Source organism: Streptomyces sp. AA1529 (genome assembly GCF_000280905.1).
Classification (GTDB): domain Bacteria; phylum Actinomycetota; class Actinomycetes; order Streptomycetales; family Streptomycetaceae; genus Streptomyces.
This window is the reverse complement of record NZ_ALAP01000008.1, coordinates 15,937-29,891: the sequence shown is the minus strand read 5'-3', so window position 1 is coordinate 29,891 and position 13,955 is coordinate 15,937. Positions and strand designations below refer to the sequence as shown.

The window sequence follows — 13,955 nt, the reverse complement described above, 5'->3', positions numbered from 1 at the left end:
GCGTCCCGCCACCGGCGGCCGTGACGGGACGGCGGCGCACAGGGCAGGGCGCGGGCGGGCCGCGCGGCCCCGGCCGGGGTCAGTCCCGGTTCCCCGCGCCTCTGCCGGCCTGCTCGTGATCGGCGCCGCTCCGCTCCCCGGGATCGGCCGGTTCCGCCTCGCTCACGGCCCGGGCGACCTCCGCGTCCAGGGTCTCGGCCGCCGGCTTGGGCGCCCCGGGGTCGACCGGGCCGATGCGGAACTCGAAGTCGCCGCCGTACTGCTCGTGTCCCGCGACGACGGCGCTGCCGACGGCCTCCTCGCCGCGCTCGCTGCGGATGATGACCGGGTCCCGGCGCAGGTCCTTGGTCAGCGCCACGCACAGGCCGACCATCACCAGCGTGAAGGGGACCGCGACCAGGATGGTCAGGTTCTTCAGCCCTTCCAGCGCCTCGTCACCGCCGCCCCCGATCATCAGCATGACCGCGCCGACGGCGCCGGTCAGCACGCCCCAGACGATGACCACGGTCCGGCTGGGCTCCATCGTGCCCTTCTGCGAGAGGGTGCCCATCACGATCGAGGCGGCGTCGGCCCCGGAGACGAAGAAGATACCGACCAGGATCATCACGACGAGGCTGGTGACACCGGCGATCGGGTACTCCCGCAGCACCCCGAACAGCTGCGCCTCCTGGGAGTCGGCACCGGCCAGATCCACGCCGCCGGACTGGAGCCTCATGGCCGTACCGCCGAAGATCGCGAACCAGACCAGGCTCACGACGCTGGGCACCAGGATCACCCCGCCGACGAACTGCCGGATGGTGCGGCCGCGGCTGATCCGGGCGATGAACATGCCGACGAACGGCGTCCAGGAGATCCACCAGGCCCAGTAGAAGACGGTCCAGCTGGAGAGCCAGTCCGCGACGCCCTCGCCGCTGCTGGCGTCCGTGCGGCCGACCAGTTGCGGCAGGTCGCCGACGAAGCCGCCGAGCGAGGTCGGTACCAGGTTGAGCATCAGGATGGTGGGGCCGGCCACGAAGAGGAACAGCACGAGCAGCCCCGCCAGCACCATGTTGATGTTGGAGAGCCACTGGATGCCCTTCTCCACGCCGGAGACGGCGGAGGCCACGAAGGCCACCGTCAGCACGGCGATGATGGAGACCAGCACACCGGTGCCCACCTTCTCCGCCCAGCCGACCTCCTCCATCCCGCTGCCGATCTGCAGGGCGCCCAGCCCCAGCGAGGCGGCCGAGCCGAAGAGCGTGGCGAAGATCGCCAGAATGTCGATGACCTTGCCGAAACCGCCGTTGGCCGCCTTCTCGCCGATCAGCGGGGTGAAGACCGCGCTGATCGTCTGCCGCCTGCCCCGGCGGAAGCAGCTGTAGGCGATGGCCAGGCCCACGACCGCGTAGATCGCCCAGGGGTGCAGGGTCCAGTGGAAGAGCGTGGTGGCCAGCGAGGTCTCCATGCGCTCGGCGTCGTTGGCCGGGTGCGTGCCGGGCGGCGCGGTGCTGAAGTGGCTCAGCGGCTCGCTCACCCCGTAGAACATCAGCCCGATGCCCATGCCCGCGCTGAACATCATCGCGACCCAGGAGACCGTTCTGAACTCGGGCTCCTCCCCCTCTTTGCCCAGGGTGATCCGGCCGTAGCGGCTGAACGCCAGCCACAGCGAGAAGATCACGAAACCGGTGGCGGCGAGCACGAAGGCCCAGCCGCCGTTGTGCATCGTGCCGCTCAGCATCTTCTGCGAAACGTCGGCGAGTGAATCGGTGCCGACCGCTCCCCAGACGACGAAGGCGAGCGTGAGTACCGCTGTGACACCGAACACGAGCCGGTCGGTACGCGGCCGCCGGGTCGGTCCCCCGTGGGAGGCGGTCGCCTCCTGCGTCTGCTGCTCCACGTCTGCCCGTTGTCCTTCCGCCGAACCTCGGATGGATTCGCTGGGCCGCTACCCGACTCGACCCGAAGTAGTCCGATCAGATGCCCGCAACGGGCCCGATGTACCGGTCAACTCCACAACTTTCGGGGGATGTTGACCGGACGCCGCACCCGGCCGGGGGAGCACGCACCACCGCGTACCGGAAAAGCGGCGAAAGGGAAAAGACTGACTTCACGCGCCATAGGGGCCGGGCAACCGGACGTCCGAGCGGCAGGTGCGGTAGACATGTGCCGTCACCCCGTCGGCGGAACACCCCTCGCGGGCGCACCCCGAACCGGACGACCCGGACGACCCGGACGCCCCGGTCGCCCCGGACGACAGCCCCGGCCCGGAAGAGATCCCCGGACCCGGACGACAACCCGAACGAGGAGGCCAGCCGTGCCGCGGAGGGCAAAGAGGTATGCGACGCGCGCGGGACTCGCGTCGTCCGCGACCAGTGCCGCGCTCGTCCTCGCGCTCGCCGGCACGATCACGGGCTGCACCGGCTCCTCCGGAGGCGAGGACGACAGGGACGGCAAGTCCGGCGGCGCCTCCGCCTCCCCCTCGGCCGCGGCCCCCGGCAAGTACGACAGCCTCCCCGAACCGTGCGGCACCGTCGCCATGAGCCGGCTGCGGGACATGCTCCCGGGCGCCGCGGCGGCCGACGGTGAGGGCGGCGAGGAGAACACGGCCGCACCCAGCACCGGCCCCGACCCTCTGGAGGGCGAGGCCAGCACCACCTACGACACCGACCGCAGCGTGGGCTGCCGCTGGAAGAGCGCCACCACACTCGGCACCCGCCACCTGTCCGTCCAGTTCGAGCGAGTGGTCTCCTACGACCCGTCGGTCAGCGACGACGAGCAGGCCGAGCGGCTCTACGGCGAGAAGGCACGCAAGGCCGGGATCAGCGGCGCACCGGGCCCCACCTCCGGAAGTCCGGCCGGCAAGACGCCCGACGGACACGCCTCCGCCACCGCGGAGGACGGCGGGAAGAGCACCGGGGACGACGATCCGGACAGTTCGGCCGACCCGGACAAGAGCCCCGAGGAGTCCCCCTCCTCCACCGCGGAGGAGGACGTGGCACCCCGCGCCCTTCAGGACATCGGCGACGCCGCCTACCTCGACGACGCGCTGCACACCGCCGACTCCGGACTGCACCGGGACATCACCCTGGTCTTCCGGACGGCCAACGTGATCACCACTGTCGAGTACGACCAGTGGGTGACCGACAAGCACCGGATCCCCGACAGCCACGAGCTCCAGAAGAAGACACGCGCGCTCGCCGAGCAGCTCGCCGGGCGGTTCGAGGAGGACTGAGCCGCCGCGCCGCCCTCCGCGCGGCACCGGCGCGCACACCCGGCGGCGGGCGCTCCGCACTGTGGCCCGTGCCACCTGTGGGCAGTCCCACGCCGCGGAAGTGCCGTGAAACGCCCGCACCGCGCCGGGCGCCGCGTACCGTTCCGACAGCACCGCGGCCACTCCCGGCTCGGCACAACTGGTGAAGACCCCGGAAGCGAAGGAACCATGCACCGAAACGCCTCGCGCAACGCCCCTCGACGGAGCAGGACCGTGCGGAACGCAGTCGCCTGCGCCGCGGCGGCGCTCCCCGTCCTGCTGGTGGTCGGCTGCTCCTCGGACTCCGACAAGGACAACGGGTCCGACACCCCCTCTGCCTCCGCGAGCAAGTCCCCCACCGTGGCGCCCGCGAAGCACAAGAAGCTGCCCGACTCCTGCAAGACCCTCGACAAGAAGGCCGCGAAGGACCTGGTGCCCGGCACCGAGGACGCCTCGGGCAAGAGCGTCGGCTCCGGAGACGCCGACGACTCCAACAGCTGCCTGTGGAGCGGCCTGGACAAGTACGACTACAGCCAGCTCACGCTCTCCTTCAAGCGCTTCGACTCCGACCCGTCGATCGGCTCCGGCGACAAGCGCGCCGCGGACTATCTCAAGCAGCAGGTCGAGGAGAAGACCGGCAGCAAGGACAACAAGGACCTCAAGAAGTCCGACACCTCCGGCATCGGCGACCAGGCGGTCTCGGTCGTCTACGAGACGGAGAAGAAGGACGCCAAGGGCAAGTCGGCCGACTACCGCGCCGAGCGCCTGGTGACCCGCACCGCCAACGTCGTGGTCACCGTCGACTACGAGGGCGCCGGGTTCGAGGACGCCAAGAAGCCCGGCGCCGACGAGGTGAAGAAGCGCGCGGAGAAGGCCGCCAAGGCGGCGGTCGAGCACATCGGGTGACCACCCCCGGGTGACCGCACCGGCGCCGGACCGCGCACCGCGCCCGCCGCGCCGGAGCCGTCCGCTCCCGCCGCGCCGGCCCCCGCCGGCTCCGTCGGCGGCGCACCGGAGCCCGGCCCTCCGCCCGAGGGCCGGGCTCCGCGCGCGTTCCGGCCCGCCGCATGTGCCAGGCTGGGCCCGCCAGTTTCCGAGGGTGGGGACAATTCCAGTGCAGGGCGTACAACTGACCCGAATACACCGCATACTGATCGCCGTCGTGGTCGCGGGAGCCGTGGTGATCGCGGCGATCGGCTTCGCCGGCTCCTACGCCGCGGTCCGCGAGCTGGCCGAGCGGAAAGGTTTCGGCGCGTTCGCACCATTCTTCCCCATCGGGGTGGACGCGGGCATCGTCGTCCTGCTCGCGCTGGACCTGCTGCTGACCTGGATCCGCATCCCCTTCCCGCTGCTGCGCCAGACCGCCTGGCTGCTGACGGCCGCCACCATCGCCTTCAACGGCGCCGCCGCCTGGCCCGACCCGCTCGGCGTCGGCATGCACGCCGTCATCCCCGTCCTCTTCGTGGTCACCGTCGAAGCCGCCCGGCACGCCGCCGGCCGCGTCGCCGCCCTCACCGCGGACAAACACATGGAAGGCGTCCGCCTCTCCCGCTGGCTGCTCGCCTTCCCCTCCACCTTCCTCCTCTGGCGCCGGATGAAGCTGTGGGAACTGCGCCACTACGACGAAGTCATCCGCATGGAACAGGACCGGCTCATCTACGAGACCCGGCTGCGCGCCCGCTACGGCCGCTCCTGGCGCCGCAAAGCACCCGTCGAAGCACTCATGCCCCTCAAACTCACCCGCTACGGCATCCCGCTGCACCGCACGGCACCCCAGGCCAGCGCGCTCCCGGAGCCGGAGCCGGTGCCGTCCACGCAGCTGGACACCCGAGCCGGCCGGGGCGCCGCCGACGGCGCGGGGCACGAGGCCGCCCCGCCGGCCGCGCCCGGAGCGGACACCGAACCGGCCCACGAACACGCCCCGGCACCCTCCCCGGCGGCCGGCCCCGCACCCGAGCCCGCGCCCCCGGCGCAACCCGAACCCCCGTCGGGCGCGGAACCCGCACCGGACGCCGGGACCCCGGCGGAGGCGGAACGCCTCCCCGCGCCGGGGGCCGCCCGGCGGCCGCGGCCCGCCGCCGTCCCCGAGCCGGAGCCCGCGGACTCGGCGGAACCCGCGCCGCAGGCGCAGGAGTTCCCCGTCCCGGTGGCACCGGGCCGCTACCGCACACTCGCCACCCCGCAGCCCGTCCGCGCCCAGCAGGAGCTCTTCGTCGAGCCCGCACCCGCCCCGCCGGAGCCCGCGCCCGCCCCGGCCCCGCCGGAGCCGTCCGCCCCCGAAGCGGCGCTCCCGGCGGAACCCGACACAGACGCCGCAGACGCCGCAGACAACACGGACGCCGCGGACGAGCCCGTCGGCATCCCCGACGGAGTGCCGCGCGACGAGTTCTACTTCGCGGTCTACCGCCAGTACGTCGCCACGCACAGCAACCGCCCCACCGCACGCCAGCTCTCCCGCGCCCTCTACGAGGGGCACGGGGTCACCACGGCCGAGGGCAACCTGCTGGGCGAGACCTACCTCGGCGGCTACCTGCGGGAGTTCAAGGAGCGCTACAACACCGAGATGGGCCTCGCCGGCTGAACCGGGCCGGCTCCCGGCCGGACCCGATCCGGCCTCCCGGGCTCTCAGGCCCCCAGCAGCTTGCGCACCCGGTCGGCGCCCACGGCCAGCAGCAGGGTGGGCAGCCGCGGACCGGTCTCGCGGCCGACCAGCAGCCGGTAGAGCAGCGCGAAGAAACCGCGCTGGGCCACCTTCATCTCCGGGGTGGGCTTCGCGTCCGGCGCGAAGCCGGCGCGCACCTTGGGCACGCCGTAGACCAGCGACGTCAGGCCCTCCAGCGACCAGTGCTCGTCCAGCCCGTCCAGCAGCAGCCGCAGCGACTCGCGCTGCTCCTCGTCCAGCTCCGCCAGCAGCGCCGCATCGGGCTCCTCGCGGACGCGGGTGCGCTGGTCGGCCGGGACCTGGGTGGTGATCCAGCGGTGCGCGCGGTCCAGCCGCGGGCGCACCTCCTCCAGCGCGTGCACCGGGTGCTGCGGGTCGAGTTCGGTGAGGATGCGCAGCGTCTGCTCCTCGTGGCCGCCGGTGATGTCGGTGACGGAGGCCAGCGTGCGGTACGGCAGCGGGCGCGGGGTGAGGGTCAGCGGGCCCAGCGCGGTGGACGAGGCGCGGGTGTGCGCCGCCAGGTCGGCCGGCTGGGCCGAGCCGTCGGCGATCTTGCGGCCGAGCGCGTCCCACTCGTCGTAGGTGCGCTGGATCTCCTGGTCGAAGGCGACCTTGAAGGACTGGTTCGGCTTCCGCCGCGCGTACAGCCAGCGCAGCAGCGGCGCCTCCATGATCTGCAGCGCGTCGGCCGGAGTGGGCACACCGCCCTTCGAGGACGACATCTTCGCCATGCCGCTGATGCCCACGAACGCGTACATCGGGCCGATGGGCTGCTCGCCGTCGAAGATCTCCCGCACGAGCTGCCCGCCGACGACGAACGACGAGCCGGGCGACTGGTGGTCGACGCCGGACGGCTCGAAGACGACGCCCTCGTACGCCCAGCGCATCGGCCAGTCCACCTTCCAGACCAGCTTGCCGTGGTCGAAGGTGCGCAGCTCGACCGTCTCGGCGTGCCCGCACCGGCAGGTGTAGGACAGCGCGGTCGTCTCGTCGTCATAGCCGGTGACGGTGGTCAGATCGCGGCCGCAGACGGTGCAGTAGGGCTTGTACGGGTAGTAGGCGCCGGCCCCGGCGCCCGAGCCGTCGTCCTCGGCGGCCGCGCCCGATCCCTCGGCGGCCTCCACCTCGGCGGCGTCCGCGGGCTTCTGCTGCTTCTTGCCGCCCTTCGCGCCCTTCTCCAGCGTCCGGTAGCGGTCGAGCACGGCGTCGATACGGGCGCGCTCGCGCATCGCGAAGAGGATCTGCTCGCGATAGGCGCCCGAGGTGTACTGCGCGGTCTGGCTGATGCCCCGGTACTCCACGCCCAGCTCCAGCAGGGCCGCCTCCATGGCGGCCTTGAAGTGCTCGGCCCAGCTGGCGTACGGGCTGCCGGCCGGCGCGGGGACGGCGGTCAGCGGGCGGCCGATGTGCTCGTCCCACGAGGAGTCCACGCCCTCGACCCCGGCCGGCACCTTGCGGAACCGGTCGTAGTCGTCCCAGGAGAGGATGTGCTCGCAGGGCAGCCCCCGGCGCTTGATCTCGTCGGCGACCAGGTGCGGCACCATCACCTCGCGCAGGTTGCCCAGGTGGATCGGCCCGGAGGGGCTCAGCCCGGAAGCGCAGACGATCTTCGGGGTGCCGCCGTCGGAGCCCGATTTCCCCGACGCGCGGCGCTCCGCCTCGGCGATGACCTCATCGGCGATACGGGAGACCCAGTCGGCCTCATGGGGGGTCTGAGCCACGTCCGGCACTTCCTTCTCGTTGCGCTCCTCGAACCTGCGGGCCCATTGTCCCACCCCGGAATGCGGCGGCGCTCCCCCGTGCGCACGTGGGATACTGGCCCGGAATCCAGCCACCCCGACGGAACGGTCAGCACTCCATGGCTACGGTCCCCTCCCTCGCCGCAACGGTCCACCAGCGCGTCTCGGACGCCCTCTCGGCTGCGCTGCCGGAGGCCGCCTCCGCCGACCCGCTGCTGCGACGCAGCGACCGGGCGGACTTCCAGGCCAACGGGATGCTGGCGCTGGCCAAGCAGCTCAAGGGGAACCCGCGGGAGCTGGCGGCCAAGGTCACCGAGGCGCTGCCGGCCAACGACGAGATCGCCGCGATCGAGGTCTCGGGGCCCGGCTTCCTCAACATCACCGTCGCCGACGAGGCGATCATGGACAACCTCGCGGCGCGGCGGCAGGACCCGCGGCTGGGCGTGCCCCGCAAGGACGCCCCGGGCACGACGGTGATCGACTACTCGCAGCCGAACGTGGCCAAGGAGATGCACGTCGGGCACCTGCGCTCGACGGTGATCGGCGACGCGGTCGTGCAGCTGCTGGAGCACCGCGGCGAGAAGGTGATCCGGCGCCACCACATCGGCGACTGGGGCACCAACTTCGGCATGCTCATCCAGTACCTGATCGAGCACCCGCACGAGCTGGACCACGCCTCGGACACGGCGGGCGCCAAGGACGCCGGCGAGGCCGCGATGGCCCGGCTCAACCGGCTCTACAAGTCCTCGCGCGCGCTCTTCGACTCCGACGAGGAGTTCAAGGCGCGCGCCCGGGACCGGGTTCCGGCGCTGCAGAGCGGCGACCCGGACACGCTGGCCCTCTGGCACAAGATCGTCGACGAGTCGAAGACCTACTTCCAGGGCGTCTACGACGAACTCGACGTGGAGATCCGGGACGCGGACATCGTCGGCGAGAGCGCCTACAACGACGCTCTCCAGGACGTCGTCAAGGAGCTGGAGGAGTCCGGCGTCGCGGTGCGCTCCGAGGGCGCGCTGTGCGTCTTCTTCGAGGACGTCAAGGGCCCCGACGGCACCCCCACCCCGCTGATCGTGCAGAAGTCCAACGGCGGCTTCGGCTACGCCGCCACCGACCTGGCCGCCATCCGCAACCGGGTCGGCGAACTCCAGGCCGACACCCTGCTGTACGTCGTGGACGCGCGGCAGTCGCTGCACTTCCGGATGGTCTTCGAGACGGCGCGCCGCGCGGGCTGGCTGCCCGAGGGCGCGGCCCGGCAGCTGCCCTTCGGAACGGTCCTGGGCAAGGACGGCAAGCCGTTCAAGACCCGGGAGGGCGAGACGGTGCGGCTGGTGGACCTGCTGGACGAGGCCGTCGACCGCGCCGCCGCCGTCGTACGGGAGAAAGCCGACGAGGGAGTCACCGAGGACGAGATCCGGGCCCGCGCCAAGCAGGTGGGCATCGGCGCGGTCAAGTACGCCGACCTGTCCAACTCGATGACCCGGGACTACGTCTTCGACCTGGACCGGATGGTCTCGCTGCAGGGCGACACCAGCGTCTACCTCCAGTACGCCTACGCGCGGGTCCGCTCGATCTTCCGCAAGGCGGGCGAACTGCGGCCCGTGCCGCACCCGGAGCTGGAGTTGGCCCCGGCCGAGCGGGCGCTGGCCCTGCACCTGGACGCGTTCGGGGACACCCTGGTGACGGCGGCCGACGAGTACGAGCCGCACAAGGTGACGGCCTACCTGTACGAACTCGCCACGCTCTACAGCCGGTTCTTCGAGAACTGCCCGGTGCTGAAGGCCGACACCACCCAGCAGGCGGAGAACCGCCTCTTCCTGTGCGATCTGACGGCCGAGGTGCTGCACCAGGGCCTGGCGCTGCTGGGCATCCGCACGCCCGAGCGGCTCTGAGGGCCGGGGCCGCGCGGCCCCGGCCCGCACCCGCCGCGCGCGGCCGGGACCGGCCGCCGGTCAGCCGGCGGCGCGGTCCGGGCCGCCCAGGATCTCCCGCTGGAGCTGCGCCGCCATCGTCTTGATGGTGTGCAGCCCCTGCTGCCCCCAGGCGCGGGGCTGCTGGTCGACGACGCAGACCGTGCCCAGCGCCATCCCCGACACCGGGTCGATCAGCGGCGCCCCCAGGTAGGAGGCGACACCCGCCTCGTCCACCACGGCGTTGACCGCGAACCGCGCGAAGTCGCGCACGTCCTCCAGGACCAGTGCCGAGCGTCGCGCGACCACGTGCACGCAGTATCCGAGGTCGCGGGGCATCACCCGGCCGAAGCCGCCGTCGGGGTCGACCGGTCCCCTGGCCGGGTCCACGGCCGCGTCGTAGAGCCCGGCGAAGTACTGGCGGCGCTCGTCGACGAAGTTGACGGCCGCCACCGGAGCGTCGGTGACCCGGGCCAGCTCCCGTGCGAACGTGTCGAGTGCGGGCACGGGCTGGTCGTCGCCCATGCCCAGCTCCCGGAGCCGGGCAGCGCGCGCCGGTCCCTCGTCGTCCCGCGGGGTCAGCAGGAGCCGGTCCGTCAGGTCAAGCTGGGTGAAGGGCATGCGCGCTCCTCGGGTCGAGCAGATGCTGGATGAGAGAGACGAGGACCCCGGTCGCCGAGTCGCGCCGCCGCGCGTCGCACAGCAGCACGGGGACGCCCGGGTCGAGGTCGATGGCGGCCCGCACCTCGTCGGGGGTGTAGCGGTAGGAGCCGTCGAACTCGTTGACGGCCAGGACGAAGCGGATGCCGCGCCGCTCGAAGTAGTCCACGGCGGGGAAGCTGTGCTCCAGCCGCCGGGTGTCGGCCAGCACCACGGCGCCCAGCGCCCCGGCGGCCAGCTCGTCCCACATGAACCAGAACCGGTCCTGGCCGGGCGTGCCGAACAGGTAGAGCACATAGCCGGTCTCGAAGGTGAGCCGGCCGAAGTCCATCGCGACCGTCGTGGTCGACTTCTCCTCGACGCCCTCCAGACTGTCGGTGGCCTCGCTCACCTGCGTCAGCAGCTCCTCGGTGCTGAGCGGTTCGATCTCGCTGACGGCTCCCACGTAGGTGGTCTTGCCCACCCCGAAGCCCCCGGCCACGATGATCTTGAGAGCGGTCGGAAAGGGCCCGGCCGCCGCCGGTGCCGGGTCAGAGTCTTCTGCGCAGTCCATCCAGCACCGCCTCCAGCACTTCTCGGTTGTTCGGATCAGGTCCCGACTGCAGATGGACGGGCCCGCGGGTGGCGACGGCGCCCCAGTCCACCAGGTCGGACAGCACCACCTTGGCCACGGCGGCCGGCTGCCGGATGCTCGCGGCGATCTCGGCGACGGACACCGGCCCTCCGCAGAGCCGGAGCACCTGGGCGTGCTCGGGGCCCAGATAGCCGTCCGGGCGCACCCCGGTGGCCCGCACCATGGTCAGCAGGTCCAGCGGCGCCGAGGGGCGGGTGCGGCCCTCGCTGACGGTGTACGGGCGCACGAGCCGGCCCGCCTCGTCGTCGAGCCACGGCTCGTCGCCGGAGCCGGAGGCGGGGCCGGAGCCGGGGCTGCCGGCTGCTCCCGGGGGTGCCGTCATGTGGCGCTGGGCTGCCGCGCGGGGGTGACCAGATACGGGCGGACGCTCTTGACCAGCATGGCCATCTCGTAGCCCAGCACGCCCGCGTCCGCCTCGCTGCCCGCGAACACCGCCAGGCAGGCGCCCCGGCCCGCGGTGGTGACGAACAGCAGCGAGGAGTCCAGCTCCACCACGACCTGCCGGACCCCGTCCCCGTCGGCGAACCGCACCCCCGCGCTGCGGCCCAGCGAGTACAGCCCGGAGGCGAGCGCCGCCAACTGGTCGGCTGCGTCGGTCTCCAGCCCGTGTGCGGCCTTCACCAGACCGTCCGAGGACAGCAGGAGAGCGCTGCGCGCGTGCGGCACCCGGTCGACGAGTCCGGTCAGCAGCCACGACAGGTCCGCCGCCGTACGCGGGGTGGGTGCTTCGCTCATCATGATCGTCCTTCCTCCTGATGGGGCGGGCCGTGGCCGTCGGGGGACGGCCGCCCGTGCGCTTCGTCCGCCCGGCCGACCCCGCGCCGGAAGGCGGCCATCAGCCCGGGATCGTGCACGGCGTCCTCGGCGCCTTCTGCGCCTTCCGTGCTTTCTGCGCCTTCTGTGCCTTCTGCGGTCCCGGCCTGCCGGGCCTGCCCGGCACGCGTGCCGGCCGCCGGGGCGTCCCGCAGTTCGGGCACGAGGTGCTGCTGCCGCGACCGCCGGGGCAGCCGGGGCCGCTCGCCGCCCCCGGGCGGCGGGGAGCCCTGCCCGGCGGCGGCCGGGAGCGGCCCGCCGGGAACCGGTGCGGGTGCGGCTGCCGTCGGCGCCGGGGTGCCGGGCCCGGCCGGAGGCCCGGACCGGGGGTACGGCGGGGCAGCGGGAGGGGCGGACCGGGGGTGCGGTGCCGTGCCGAGGGGGGCCGGCCCCGGCGGAACGGCGCCGGGGAGCGGCGCCTGTGGTGCCCGCGGCTCAGCCGTCGGAGCGTGCCCGGCCGCGGCTCCGGGGGCTCCGGCGGCGCCCTGCTCGGCGCCGAGCAGGGCGTGGGGAAGGACGAGGACCGCCTGGACGCCGCCGTAGATGTTGCCGCGGAGCTCCACGGCGATGCCGTGCCGCCGGGCCAGCATGCCGACCACGTACAGGCCGATCCGGCCGTCCGCCAGGAGCGCCCCGACGTCGACGCCCTCGGGGTCGGCCAGCAGGGCGTTCATCCGCTGCTGTGTCCGCTCGGTCATGCCCAGTCCGCGGTCCTCGACCTCGATGGCGAGCCCGGCGGTGACCCGGCTGGTGCGCAGCAGCACCCGGGTCTGCGGCGGGGAGCAGAAGGTGGCGTTCTCCACCAGTTCGGACAGCAGGTGGATGACGTCGGCGACGGCCTGCCCGCTCACCGTGCCCTCGATCGGGGGCACCAGGCGGACTCGCTGGTAGTGCTCCACCTCGGCGGCGGAGGAGCGCAGGATCTCGGTGAGCTGGACGGGCCGGGTCCACTGGCGGCGGGGGACGGCGCCGCCGAGTACGGCGAGGTTCTCGGTGTAGCGGCGGATGCGGGTGGCCAGATGGTCGACCTGGAAGACGCCCTTGAGGATGTCCGGGTCCTCGACCTGGTTCTCCAGCTCGTCCAGCACATGGATCTCGCGGTGCAGCAGCGACTGGAGGCGCCGGGCGAGGTTGACGAAGACGGTGACCTGGTCGGCGGGCCGGAGCCGCTGCGCGGGTGCGCTTCCGCCCTCGACGCCGGGGCCGGTGGTGGCGGCAGGAGCGGGGGCCGGCGCGGGAGGTGCGGGAGGCGGGACGGGAGGCGCGGGACGCGCGCGGCGGTTCAGCGCTGCCGCCTGGGCCGCGGCGGCACGCAGACCGCCCACGAGCGCGGCGGCGGCGACCAGCAGTACGGCGGCGAGCGCGCCCGGCGCCGCCGCGTCACGGGGGACGGCGGCGTCCGGTCGCCCGGCGGACCACAGGAACGTCACCGCCGCGGTGGCGGCGAGCGTCACGACGAGTGCGGGTGCGCACGTCAGCCGCACCAGGCGGCGGCGCAGTGCCGTGTCCACCGCGGCGACGGGCGCCTCCCGCAGCGGGGGTATCGAGGAACTAGGAGGTCCGGACATCGGTTCCCTCGAACGGTTCTGTTGGGAGGACAAGGAGCCGTGCCGCGGCGGAGAGCGGTGCTGCTCTCCGCCGCGGGACGGCACTCGCGAAATCCGCGGCGCGACGGCGGGTTGGGGGCGAACGGTCGCACCAGCCGGGGCAGAAGCGGAGTACGCTCCCCGCCCCGGCGCCGCCGCGCGCGGCGGGGTCAGCGCTGCGGGAAGTACACGTACAGCAGGCAGCCCTGCTCGCTGCGCGGTGTGTGGGTGGAGCCCTGCGCCCCGCGGATCCGGCTGCCCACGGGGTAGCTGCCCGCCTCGTCCTGCAGTTCGCCGTCGACGACGACCACGATCTCGCTGGTGTCCCCGTGGTGGTCCGGCTCGGTGTAGCCGGAGCCGGGCGCGAACCGTACATACGCCTCGCGCGGCAGCGGGTCGGACCCGTCGGCGGGGCTGGTCCAGTCGAGCACGTGGGCCGTCACCCCCGGGTACAGCTCGACGGGGTCGATGCGCGCGAGTGCCTCGGTGCCGGCCACGTGGAAGTCCGGGCGTTCGAGGGTCGTCATGGTGTGCTCCTCATTCTCTGCGATGGCGCTGCGATGCAGGGGACTCGCGAGACGGAAGAGGTACGCCGTCGAAGTCGCGCGGGGTCAGCCGCCCAGCACAGTGCAATGACATGACGTCAACTGCTCCGGTATCGGGGGCAGATGCTCCGGTACCGGTTCGAGTGAAGCGGGACGAGCGTAAGTGATCCCGCGCCCCAG

Annotated in this window: 12 protein-coding genes; 4 read left to right on the top strand and 8 right to left on the bottom strand. The window is 73.0% G+C overall.

Annotation, left to right across the window (positions count from 1 at the left end):
• Nucleotides 1-79 precede the first annotated feature (79 nt).
• Nucleotides 80-1,876, bottom strand: a complete 1,797-nt coding sequence (locus tag A949_RS0100850) for a BCCT family transporter (RefSeq protein WP_019354114.1) — start codon at nt 1,874-1,876, stop codon at nt 80-82.
• Nucleotides 1,877-2,293: 417 nt separating this feature from the next.
• Here A949_RS0100850 and A949_RS0100845 point away from each other — a divergent pair, with 417 nt between their 5' ends.
• From A949_RS0100845 to A949_RS0100835, 3 genes are all read left to right on the top strand, one after another.
• The gene (locus tag A949_RS0100845; RefSeq protein ID WP_019354113.1) at nt 2,294-3,211 is read left to right on the top strand and encodes a hypothetical protein; all 918 of its coding nucleotides are present in this window, start codon (nt 2,294-2,296) and stop codon (nt 3,209-3,211) included.
• 252 nt (nt 3,212-3,463) lie between these two features.
• Nucleotides 3,464-4,135 (top strand): hypothetical protein, encoded by a 672-nt coding sequence (locus A949_RS0100840; protein WP_019354112.1) that lies wholly within the window; start codon nt 3,464-3,466, stop codon nt 4,133-4,135.
• Nucleotides 4,136-4,343: 208 nt separating this feature from the next.
• Nucleotides 4,344-5,810, top strand: coding sequence for a DUF2637 domain-containing protein (locus A949_RS0100835; protein ID WP_019354111.1), 1,467 nt, complete (start codon nt 4,344-4,346; stop codon nt 5,808-5,810).
• Nucleotides 5,811-5,854: 44 nt separating this feature from the next.
• Here A949_RS0100835 and lysS read toward each other — a convergent pair whose 3' ends face one another.
• Nucleotides 5,855-7,612, bottom strand: coding sequence for a lysine--tRNA ligase (gene lysS / locus A949_RS0100830; RefSeq protein ID WP_026004223.1), 1,758 nt, complete (start codon nt 7,610-7,612; stop codon nt 5,855-5,857).
• Nucleotides 7,613-7,749: 137 nt separating this feature from the next.
• Between lysS and argS the strand changes: the two genes are divergently transcribed.
• Nucleotides 7,750-9,519: an arginine--tRNA ligase gene (argS, locus tag A949_RS0100825; RefSeq protein WP_019354109.1), complete on the top strand. Its 1,770-nt coding sequence runs from the start codon at nt 7,750-7,752 to the stop codon at nt 9,517-9,519.
• Nucleotides 9,520-9,579: 60 nt separating this feature from the next.
• On the opposite strand, the gene A949_RS0100820 is transcribed toward argS, so the two are convergent.
• From A949_RS0100820 to A949_RS35315, 6 genes are all read right to left on the bottom strand, one after another.
• Complete coding sequence (locus tag A949_RS0100820) at nt 9,580-10,158, bottom strand: GAF domain-containing protein (protein WP_019354108.1); 579 nt, start codon at nt 10,156-10,158, stop codon at nt 9,580-9,582.
• Nucleotides 10,139-10,750 carry a GTP-binding protein gene (locus tag A949_RS0100815; RefSeq protein ID WP_019354107.1) on the bottom strand — a complete coding sequence of 204 codons (612 nt, stop codon included), beginning with the start codon at nt 10,748-10,750 and terminating at the stop codon, nt 10,139-10,141. The genes A949_RS0100820 and A949_RS0100815 overlap by 20 nt, the downstream gene beginning before the upstream one ends.
• On the bottom strand, nt 10,728-11,153 hold the full coding sequence (locus tag A949_RS0100810) for a DUF742 domain-containing protein (protein WP_019354106.1): 426 nt from the start codon (nt 11,151-11,153) through the stop codon (nt 10,728-10,730). Before A949_RS0100810 ends, A949_RS0100815 begins: the two co-directional genes overlap by 23 nt.
• Nucleotides 11,150-11,569, bottom strand: coding sequence for a roadblock/LC7 domain-containing protein (locus A949_RS0100805; protein ID WP_026004222.1), 420 nt, complete (start codon nt 11,567-11,569; stop codon nt 11,150-11,152). The genes A949_RS0100810 and A949_RS0100805 overlap by 4 nt, the downstream gene beginning before the upstream one ends.
• On the bottom strand, nt 11,566-13,212 hold the full coding sequence (locus tag A949_RS31990) for a sensor histidine kinase (protein WP_158687520.1): 1,647 nt from the start codon (nt 13,210-13,212) through the stop codon (nt 11,566-11,568). The genes A949_RS0100805 and A949_RS31990 overlap by 4 nt, the downstream gene beginning before the upstream one ends.
• Before the next feature lie 188 nt (nt 13,213-13,400).
• Nucleotides 13,401-13,757: a cupin domain-containing protein gene (locus tag A949_RS35315; protein ID WP_019354103.1), complete on the bottom strand. Its 357-nt coding sequence runs from the start codon at nt 13,755-13,757 to the stop codon at nt 13,401-13,403.
• Nucleotides 13,758-13,955 lie beyond the last annotated feature (198 nt).

Bases quoted from the DNA above. Each gene is read 5' to 3' on its own strand.
- argS (WP_019354109.1), top strand. From the start codon at position 7,750: ATGGCTACGGTCCCCTCCCTCGCCGCAACGGTCCACCAGCGCGTCTCG.
- A949_RS0100820 (WP_019354108.1), bottom strand. From the start codon at position 10,158: ATGCCCTTCACCCAGCTTGACCTGACGGACCGGCTCCTGCTGACCCCG.
- A949_RS0100815 (WP_019354107.1), bottom strand. From the start codon at position 10,750: ATGGACTGCGCAGAAGACTCTGACCCGGCACCGGCGGCGGCCGGGCCC.
- A949_RS0100810 (WP_019354106.1), bottom strand. From the start codon at position 11,153: ATGACGGCACCCCCGGGAGCAGCCGGCAGCCCCGGCTCCGGCCCCGCC.
- A949_RS0100805 (WP_026004222.1), bottom strand. From the start codon at position 11,569: ATGATGAGCGAAGCACCCACCCCGCGTACGGCGGCGGACCTGTCGTGG.
- A949_RS31990 (WP_158687520.1), bottom strand. From the start codon at position 13,212: ATGTCCGGACCTCCTAGTTCCTCGATACCCCCGCTGCGGGAGGCGCCC.
- A949_RS35315 (WP_019354103.1), bottom strand. From the start codon at position 13,757: ATGACGACCCTCGAACGCCCGGACTTCCACGTGGCCGGCACCGAGGCA.